General features: G+C 38.4%; 1 protein-coding gene and 1 pseudogene. Both read left to right on the forward strand.

Annotation, left to right across the window (positions count from 1 at the left end):
- Nucleotides 1–101, forward strand: a pseudogene (locus tag HC175_RS24465) (1-(5-phosphoribosyl)-5-[(5-phosphoribosylamino)methylideneamino]imidazole-4-carboxamide isomerase); the annotation flags it as partial.
- Between the two features lie 141 nt (nt 102–242).
- A partial coding sequence (locus HC175_RS20245) for a HisA/HisF-related TIM barrel protein (protein ID WP_235942709.1) occupies nt 243–383 on the forward strand: 141 nt, incomplete at its 3' end.

A 383-nucleotide genomic window follows, 5' to 3' on the forward strand; every position in this document is an offset into this window, starting at 1 on the left:
TGCCAAAACTGCAGGAATTAGGTTGTGAAGGAGCAATTTTAGGAAAGGCGATCTATGAGGGACGGATTAGTTTGAAACAACTTGAGGAATTTGTGGGTTGAAGCACCAAATTCCAAGCACCAAATTCCAAGTGAAGCACCAAGAATAAAAAATATTAAATTACAAGTACAAGGTTTCAGGATTCAGGTTCCAGTTTAAAAATCAACTTCTAAATTCTAACTTCTAAAATCTAATTTTTAAATATGCTAACTAAAAGAATAATTCCCTGCCTGGATATAAAAGACGGAAGAACCGTTAAAGGAGTCAACTTTGTGAGCCTTCGGGATGCGGGAGATCCTGTGGAGCTGGCTGAAATGTATTCTAAAGCCGGAGCAGATGAGCTC

The organism is Salinimicrobium oceani (assembly GCF_012037645.1).